Origin of the sequence: Fibrobacter sp. UWR2, assembly GCF_002210285.1 — a bacterium.
Taxonomy (GTDB): domain Bacteria; phylum Fibrobacterota; class Fibrobacteria; order Fibrobacterales; family Fibrobacteraceae; genus Fibrobacter.
Window position 1 is genome coordinate 153691 of the sequence record NZ_MWQE01000008.1, and the last position, 7962, is coordinate 161652.

At 54.0% G+C, this 7962-nt stretch carries 8 protein-coding genes; all 8 read right to left on the reverse strand.

Translation table 11 applies throughout. The features are described 5' to 3' along the window. Nucleotides 1-24: 24 nt before the first annotated feature. A complete protein-coding gene (locus tag B7994_RS11195; RefSeq protein WP_088638540.1) occupies nt 25-729 on the reverse strand; it encodes a pseudouridine synthase in 705 nt (234 codons plus the stop codon). Then, the gene (locus B7994_RS11200; protein ID WP_088638541.1) at nt 729-1679 is read right to left on the reverse strand and encodes a hypothetical protein; all 951 of its coding nucleotides are present in this window, start codon (nt 1677-1679) and stop codon (nt 729-731) included. Before B7994_RS11200 ends, B7994_RS11195 begins: the two co-directional genes overlap by 1 nt. Continuing rightward, nucleotides 1679-2257, reverse strand: a complete 579-nt coding sequence (locus tag B7994_RS11205; protein ID WP_088638542.1) for a phospholipid-binding protein MlaC — start codon at nt 2255-2257, stop codon at nt 1679-1681. Before B7994_RS11205 ends, B7994_RS11200 begins: the two co-directional genes overlap by 1 nt. Nucleotides 2258-2269: 12 nt before the next feature. After that, entirely contained in the window at nt 2270-3634 is a 1365-nt protein-coding gene (locus tag B7994_RS11210) for a TolC family protein (protein ID WP_088638543.1), read from the reverse strand. 80 nt (nt 3635-3714) lie between these two features. Then, nucleotides 3715-4410 (reverse strand): lytic transglycosylase domain-containing protein, encoded by a 696-nt coding sequence (locus tag B7994_RS11215; protein ID WP_158213139.1) that lies wholly within the window; start codon nt 4408-4410, stop codon nt 3715-3717. Beyond that, complete coding sequence (locus tag B7994_RS11220) at nt 4400-5089, reverse strand: hypothetical protein (RefSeq protein ID WP_088638545.1); 690 nt, start codon at nt 5087-5089, stop codon at nt 4400-4402. The genes B7994_RS11215 and B7994_RS11220 overlap by 11 nt, the downstream gene beginning before the upstream one ends. A gap of 3 nt (nt 5090-5092) precedes the next feature. Next, the gene (locus tag B7994_RS11225; RefSeq protein WP_088638546.1) at nt 5093-6946 is read right to left on the reverse strand and encodes a DUF1926 domain-containing protein; all 1854 of its coding nucleotides are present in this window, start codon (nt 6944-6946) and stop codon (nt 5093-5095) included. A gap of 69 nt (nt 6947-7015) precedes the next feature. Next, nucleotides 7016-7684, reverse strand: coding sequence for a hypothetical protein (locus B7994_RS11230; protein WP_088638547.1), 669 nt, complete (start codon nt 7682-7684; stop codon nt 7016-7018). Between the last annotated feature and the right edge of the window lie 278 nt (nt 7685-7962).

Sequence of the window (7962 nt, forward strand, 5' to 3'; positions counted from 1 at the left end):
ACGCGCCAGCGCCGGTTTATTTTTTTACATCAGCGAGGCGATTTCGGCCTCGGTTAAAAAACGCCATCCACCCCTTCCCAGCGTCTCATCCAGCGCCACAGGTCCGATGGCCTCCCGCTTGAGCGTCAGCACGTGGTTCCCTACGGCGGCAAACATGCGCCGGACCTGGTGGTACAGTCCCTCGCCGATTGCTATCACCACGGTATCGCCTTCCACCCGGATTTCCCGGGCAAGCACTGGGCGGCGTTCGTCCTTGAGCATCACGCCCTTCAAAAGTTCGGCTTCCTGCTCGGCGGTAAACGGGCGCGCAAGGCCCACGCGGTAATACTTGAGCATACCCTTCTTGGGGCTCTCGACCCTGTGGATAAAGTCCCCCTGGTTGCTCAGGAGCAAAAGGCCTTCCGAATCTGCGTCCAGGCGACCCACACTCTGGATGCCCATCGCGGTAAAGCGGTCGGGCAACAGCGAATACACCGATTCATGGTCGCGCGGGTTGTGACTGCATTCCACGTCGGTCGGCTTGTGGAGCATCACGTAGAGTTTCTCCTGCGTGGTGACCTCCTCGCCGTTCACGGTAATGCACTCGGGCCGTTCCTTGAACTCCATGAACGGGTCGTCCAGGACCTTGCCGTCCAGTTCCACAAAGCCCATGCGCACCAGTGCGCGGGCTTCCTTGCGGCTTCCAAATCCGATACTTGCCAGAAGGCGGTCCAAAGTCAAAGCGGGCATTATTCCTCCACCATCCAGCCGACAATCTTCTTGCGGATAAACCCGAGTTCGGGCAGTTCACCTGTCTTGAGCACGCGGGCACGCCTGCGCCAGAACAGCAGGAAGAGGATTCCGGCATACACGAGCGTCACCAGCAGCAGGTACAGGAATCGGCACAGGTTCGTACGGGCATGGATTGCACCCTGCGCCCGCAGTTCGCGGTCACGGCACCAGTCCATCCTAAAGTCCCAGGCCTGCAGGTACGGGAAACTCTTGAATATCCCGTTCAGGGCAGCGCCATAGCCCATCGTCTCGTAATCGCTACGGATACCCTCGACAAAGCAATCCACGAACTTTATGTTGAACAAGTTCACGATAATGGCAAGCAGGCTTTTTACGTAACGGAATGCGCGGGCATCCAGGTCGGGCGTAAGGATAATCGTCCAGAACTGCTCATCCGTAAGCTTGGGCTTTTCTTTTTTTTCTGGCTCAGGTTCCGGTGCAGGCGGCTCGCTTGCCTTCGGCGTTTCAGTCTTCGGAGGTTCTGACTTCGGGAGCTCAGTTTTCGGCGGTTCCGCTTTCGGGGTTTCCACCTTCTCGGCAGGAACATCTCCAGCTACCGTTTTCTCAGTCTGGACTTCCCTAGCCGGCGAAGCATTTTCGACTGGTTCAACCTTCTTTTCCTCGGCGGGAGCGGTCTTTTTCTCTATAGGCTTTGTAGGAGTCGTCGCCACGAACTCAGGCTCGGCAACGTCATCATCCACATCCTTGTCCAAGCTGTCATCCGATTCCTTGCTTTTCTTTCCCCAGGTTTTCTCGCCCGTCCAAATCTTTTTCTTGAAAAAGAAAAACAGCGCCCGGCACCCGTGTTCCCCCGCCTCGAATTCAACCCTGAACCGGAACGGGAAAAACAGCAGTACCAGCGCTACTACACAAATGACAATGGCAAGCCAGAAAAGGAATCCGCCCATCACTTCTCGGCTTCGTCAGCCTTCTTGCTAATAATGTCAATGAGTTCGGCAAAGCTCTTGGTCTTGAGAATCTGGCCGAACTGTTCCTTGTAGTTACGGGCAGTCGAAAGGTCATCGATTACCAAGTCCCAGGCCTTCCAGTTGCCGTTCACGAGGCTCATCTTGTATTCAAGCACAGATTCCTTGCCCTTGTTCCAGAGATGAGCGACCACGCGGGCCTCGTCCGAGCCCTTCATCTTCGCGGGTTCATAGATGGTAGAATCCGCGCGGTAGAGTTCCAGGCGCTTGGCGCTAGAATTACGGACCATGCGCTGGAATTCCGCAACGAACTTCTCCTGCGAGGCGGCATCCTGCTTGTCCCAGTCGCCCTTCGAAAGCGACTTCTTCGCCAGGAGCGCGAAGTCGAAGGAATCGTTCAGCAACGACTTGACGCGTTCCGTTTCCTTCGCGTTGCGGCTAGACTTCTTAAGGAGCGTCTGGAGCTCCGCATCCTTCTTCTTCACTGCATTTACGGGATCATCGGCAGCAAAAGCCAGCACCGATGCGAGCGAAAGCAGCACAAACATCTTCCTAATCATACACATCTCCTTTTATTTGCCCATGTATTCCTGATGGAATTCCTTGAGCGACATGCCCATCCTGGACACGAGTTGAGCAAATTCCACGTTGTACTTGCAGACTGCAAAATAGTAGTCCTTCTGCAAAGATACATTCTGCGTATAGGCCGAGACCAGGTCACCTGTCTTGGACTTGTCCAAATCGTACTGCATCGCCGCCCCCTTCAGGATGGCATCGGAAGCACGGAGGCTTTCCCTGAGCGCGTCCATCTTTTCCTTGGCTGCGACAGTCTGGTAGTACTGTTCCTCGGCTTTCGCCACAAGGCCAATCGCCGCATAGTCTTCCTTCATCTGCAAGCCACGATATTCCGTGCGAGCCGCCCGGAATGCAGCCCAGTCCTTCCAGAAGTTCAGGCGGTAGCGCAAGCCCACGCCGATATAGCCCGAAAGTTTGTTCACCGCGTCTTCGGCAAAGGCGTTCTTCACCATCACCTTGCGGTTGCCTGCCCAGCTCTTCACGTATTCGAACTTGCCCATGATAAAGAACTCGGGCGCAAGTTTCGCCTCGGCCAGGTCCATCTGGAGTTTGCGTGCATCCAGCCCTGCAGCAAGTTGCTTGAGTTCAGGGTGATACTTGATCGTATGATCGCGGACATCGTCGAGTGTCGGGAGCGGCTCTGGCCTTGCCGTAAGGCAGGTATCTTCGGCCTCAAAAGTGTCGCCCTCGGGCAATGCGAGCGAAAAACGGATAGCAAGCTGGATACGCTTCATACCCAGTTCCGCATCCGTCACGCCTTCCTTCACCGAGTACATTTTCGCCTTTAGGTTCAGGAGGTCCATCTGCGAAACGTTCGGGTCATCATCGTCAAGCGCTTCCTCGAGTTTCTCGTAGGCATCATCCACACGTTTCTGCGCATCGGCAGCCAGTTTCTGCATTTCCTTCGCGAGCAGGTAGTTATAATAGTAGGTCTGCAGTTCCACATCCTTCTTGTGGATTTCCTGCTCCACCGCCATCGTTTTCTGCTTCAGGTCGGCTTCGAGTGCCTTCTTGCCCGAACGGTACTGGCCAAAGTTTAGCGGCTGGATGAACTTTCCCTCGACACCCCAGAACGGGCCCATTCTCGTAAAGTCATAGACATCCACCGTATCTCCCCAGTTGTCCACCGATTCCTTGAGGCCGGGGGCGGGACCCACCATGGTCGATACGTAGAATGTCGGCAGAATCACCTCGGAAGTGAGCGCAGCAAGTTTGTTCTTCTTTTCTTCGGTAGCATGCTTGGATTCCGCCAGTTGCGGATCCTTGGCCAGCCCTTCTTCTACAAACCGCATACAGTCGTAACGGACTTCGCCAGAAAAAGCCAAAGTCGCCAACAGAAGGACTACCACACAGCGGAACATACTATAAATCTAGCAAAAAAAGGCCTAGAAACGCAAGCCAATGGTCAGCAAATACCGACCGTTAATCGGAAGATTGCGAGTTACCTGTCCGCAAGAAAATCTATATGCGAAAGGTTCCTGTACTTTTCCATCACATGCTCGTAGTAGCCTGTAGGCAGCGGCCGGTTCAGTTCCTGCATCCTGTCTACAGCCGAATGCCCGATGTTATAGGCTATAAGCGCATCTTTCCAGTTGCCGTACTTCGCGATGAGACGGATAAGGTAGGCAGTGCCCACAATCACGTTCACCTCGGGTTTCATCAGGTCTTCCGTCGTCTGGATATTGAGACCGAACCGGCGACCCATCTTTTGCGCCGTCTCGAGCTTGATCTGCATTAACCCGAGCGCACCCGAAAATGCCCCCGACTGCATGCGCCCGCGGGCATTGGGATTTCCATGGCTTTCCTGAGCCACGACTGCCAAAATCAGGAGAGGGTCCGTCGAATACGAGTGAGCATTCTTCCAGATGAGTTCCGTCAGTTCCAGACGCGTTTCAGGAGATATGCGTCCCTTGGACAGGTAGGCTAGCGCCTTGTCAATCTTCACGTATTCGATAGTCCAGCGGCCCCAGGTATCGAGCCTCTGGAGGTCGCTCCGCAAGGCAAGTTCCTGCGCAGCCAGGTCGGAAAGTTCGTTTTTACGTACAAGCCACAAGTTGGCGAATACAAGTATCGCAAGGAACGAAACGGCAAAGGCGACGGCAATAACCGGTCCCGAAATCCGCACGCTACTTTTCACGGCGGTCGTTCTCCAGGTATTCGAGATACGAGACCCAGTCCTGAATTACGCCAAAAGAACTGAGCATTGTCGTATCTTGCACCACGCCCAGCTTGCGTAAAGGCCCTATGGAAGATTCCAATCGGTCGATTTCATGCACATACCGGTCCTTCTGAGCCTGAAGCGCAATTATCTGCGCCTGCTTGTCGGCAATATCACGGCCCTGCGCCGCGATGATAAAGAACAAAGTAATAGCCCACCCGAGAATCAAGAGAGCAAGAGCAATTGCTACGGTGGGGCTCAGACGCACGCCAGTCTTCGAAGTGTAGTAAACGCCAATCTGCTGCAACTGCTTAGATACGCCGGAATCCTTGTACGCCTCGCGGCTCGGGAAAATTTCAAAAATATTCTTATATGGCGCAAAATATTCGCGCTGTTCGTCGCTGTCGAAAATCAAGACTAGTTTCGACTTCTGCGCATGCATCTTGTTCAAGAGTTCGAGGAATAAATCCAGGTAGTCGCCCACCTTGAAATGAGCCCGCTGCAAGTTCAAGAAGACAAAGCAACCCGGGCCCTCGGTAAGCATTTCGATCTTTTCACGGACTGCAGCAAGCTGGTACGACCCAAGCGAGCCGGAGAGGGTAATCTCCACGTCGTCACCATGGTCTTCTACTTGAATGTCAATAAGGTCGGCTCTCACGCATTACCCCTTCGAAACCGATATGTTTATCTTGAACTTCTTTTCTTCGGCAACGGTCAGAGCCGTACGCCAGAAGGGATACACGCGCACCCCCTGGTACATCTCGGGTGCAGCAGCAGACGAAGCGCCGAATATCGCCCCCACGAACACCGCTGCGGGCGAGCCGAACTTCATCGTGACAACACACTTGCGACCATAATCGTGAATCGTGAGCTTGCTCGCCTCCGGATAGACCATCGGGCTCTTCCCGTCCCATTTCAGGTCAAAGCCATCGATGGTAATCTTGCCCGAATCCTCGCCAAGCAGGCCAAACTCGAATATCGTTCCAAAGAAACATCTCGAATCCATGTAGGTAGAATTCTCTATCCGGTAGTCTACAGCGAGTTCCGCCGACGAAGTATTCAGGCCGAATGTCTTCGCGACATGGAAAACACCGCGCTTCGCACCGACCGTAAAGCCTTGCTCTTCGAGGAGCTCTATCTCCGCGCCCGAATCGATTCGCTTGATGCGGTATTCGTACGGGTCCTTCAGCAGGTATTCGCGCATCGAAAGCGCCTGGTCTATCTGCGATGCGGTCAGATCGGCATTCGGCAACAGGCAGTCGAGAAACCCGAACGAAGGTTCCGCGTCATCGCGCCAGGCATTGAGGAGATTGACCTCGGAATCCTTATGGCAAAAAACTCGCAGCGCGCCACCCGCATGGTAGTCAAGCAGGAACATGATGTCGTTATTGCCAGCCCATATCTGCTTGCGCCCCTGTAGCAGGTAGTCACAGACTTCCATGCGGAGCCCGTCGAACGAGAGCTTGGAATCAAGCAGGTGCGATGCTGCAGTCAAGTAGCGGAAACCCCAGTCGCGCACGTTCATGCAGCGCATGCCTTCCGCATTTCCCAGGTCGCGGAAGAATATCGGGGACATCGCAGGCATCAGCGCTTCGCAGAAGTCATCGAAGTCCTTGCCTTCAAGGGTAGCCTGGCCGCGACGGTACAAGCTTAGGAACGTCTTCTGGAACAAGTTGATTTCGGGCCTACGCACGAGCGTCTCGCGACAAGTCACTGCCGAAGCCGGAAGTCCGAGTTTCTTACCCGAAGACATCAAGTAGCTTAGCGAACCTTCCGGCGGGAGCTGGTTAATCAGGTAACCCACGGGCCAGGTCTGTACGTCGTTCGTTTCCACAAAATCAACAAGACGCTCGAAAAACGCGACAATCTCTTCGGGGTTTGGAGGCAGGTCCAGGACCACGACCGCAGACTTCCCGCCATGGCAGTACGATTCCGCAATCACGCGCCAACGCAGGTCATCGTTCTCTATCGCGCGGGTCAACGCATCGGCTACGGGCACAATGCGCATCAGCGAGCCCTTGTCTTCTACGGTGAACCAGCCGGACACCGGAGTCGAGCGTCCAACGGTCGCCTGTACAGCAGCCTCGCTCACAAGCGCATAATCGAACCCCGACTTTTCGAGCACGGCAGTCATGCCCATTTCCCACACGAACGAGGAATTGAAGTAACCCTGCGGCTCAATACCGAAATACTTCTTCAGGATTTCACGATGCCGGTCCAATTGCAGGGACTGCGCCTCTTCGGGGAACAGCGGGAGCATCGGGTCGTAGTAGCCACCGCCAAGAAATTCCAGGATGCCTTCACTTATGCCATTCCTGATCTTGCCGAACGCGAGCGGCTTCGCCACCTTGCGTAACATCTTGATGGTCGGGCCATCCATATAGACCGAACATTTCACCAATCCAGACGTAAGCAGCACGTCAAGGCCATCTAGTACGTTGCGGGCAACCGCCTCAAGATTCTTATACGCAGTCGAAGGCGACAGCTGGAGCACAAATGAAATCGTCGGTTTCATAGCAAGAAGAATAGAAAATTTAGTTGCTAGTTATTGACCATTTGCGGGGGCCAAGGATAATAACTGCGGCTAAAAACCGAGCTGCAGGAATAGGCCGCCACCAGGTTCCTGCAAGTTTATCGCCGGCGCGATGCTGATCTTGTACCGATCTTTGTACCGCTCGGCCTTTTCCATATAGCGTTTGCCCATTTCCCTTTGCTCTGACGAGCCAGAAATATCGGAAACTCCCAATCCGAAGGTAAAGGGAACTACAGTTAGCAATGTTCCTATACCAAAAGTTCGCCCCAATATAGCCGTTCCCAAATAATCATAATCTACAACGAATGTGAGCGTTAGCCCCAAAGCAGCAAAGAACACCCCCATGGCAACAGTTTGCCAGCCATCATACAATCTGTCTGATGCGTATTTCTGGCAATTGTCGCCCCAACCGCGATAAATATCTGCACTATCCGGACTAGGAACGTTTCCGTATACGAGGGACAGGAGTGAATCCTGCGGAAGGTTCTTGTCTATCAAGGAATCCTGCTTGATATACTCGGAACGACATCCACGAGAGACGACTATAGCTGAATGAGGATTTTCGACGCCCAAGTCAACCACTTTAACGGTGTCCGAAGTCGCCATTCCATAAGAAACGGGGACGGCGAAGGAAATTGCAGAAAAAGACAGTAAAAGCAAAAGAAAGTGTTTTATGCTTGTCATTACAAAGAAAATAAATAATGCAAGCAGCTTACGCAAGAATGCCTGTCGGCCAATTTTACCCTTCGTCTAGAAAGGGTAACAGCACGTGCAAGCAAGATGACAAGCGGGTAAAAAAAAGCCCCCCACGAGGTTTACCTCATGGGGGCGTGAGCGACAAGCGACTCGTATTGACGAGTCGTGGCCGCGAGAGTGTAGCCGCAAAGCGGCGGAACGGTATAAAAAACGAAGAGGCCCCCCGCCGTTAGGCGAGGGGCCTCGAGAATCCAGCGGCGCCCTACTCTCCCGGGCCCGGGGGCCAGGTACCATCGGCGAAG